Origin of the sequence: Nocardia sp. No.11, from assembly GCF_038752175.1 — a bacterium.
GTDB classification, from domain to species: Bacteria; Actinomycetota; Actinomycetes; order Mycobacteriales; family Mycobacteriaceae; genus Nocardia; species Nocardia canadensis.
This window is the reverse complement of record NZ_JBCGFB010000293.1, coordinates 1-322: the sequence shown is the minus strand read 5'-3', so window position 1 is coordinate 322 and position 322 is coordinate 1. Positions and strand designations below refer to the sequence as shown.

Sequence of the window (322 nt, the reverse complement as noted above, 5' to 3'; positions counted from 1 at the left end):
TCACGCACGTCTACGACAAGACCGCCAGCGCCGAGCAGATCGGCGTCGGCACCTCGGTCACCTACAAGGTCGTCGTCGGCACCACAGGGATCGGCAACCCCTACGTCAACACCATCACCGACTTCCCGCCGGTCGGCTTCGGCGCCCCGACCAAGACCACCATCACCGCCTACCACGCGATCGGCGGCCAGGTCACCGAGGACGTCACCCCCGAACCGAACGCGGGCGGCTGGAAGGTCACCAGCACCGGCTGGTTCGTCAACTCCGGCAACCCGGTCACCCTGACCATCACCTACCCGGTGCCCGACAGCGTGAAGTCCGG

Annotated in this window: 1 pseudogene; it reads left to right on the top strand. The window is 67.4% G+C overall.

The window, feature by feature from the left end:
- Nucleotides 1–322 (top strand): annotated as a pseudogene (locus tag V8688_RS32110) (hypothetical protein); the annotation flags it as partial.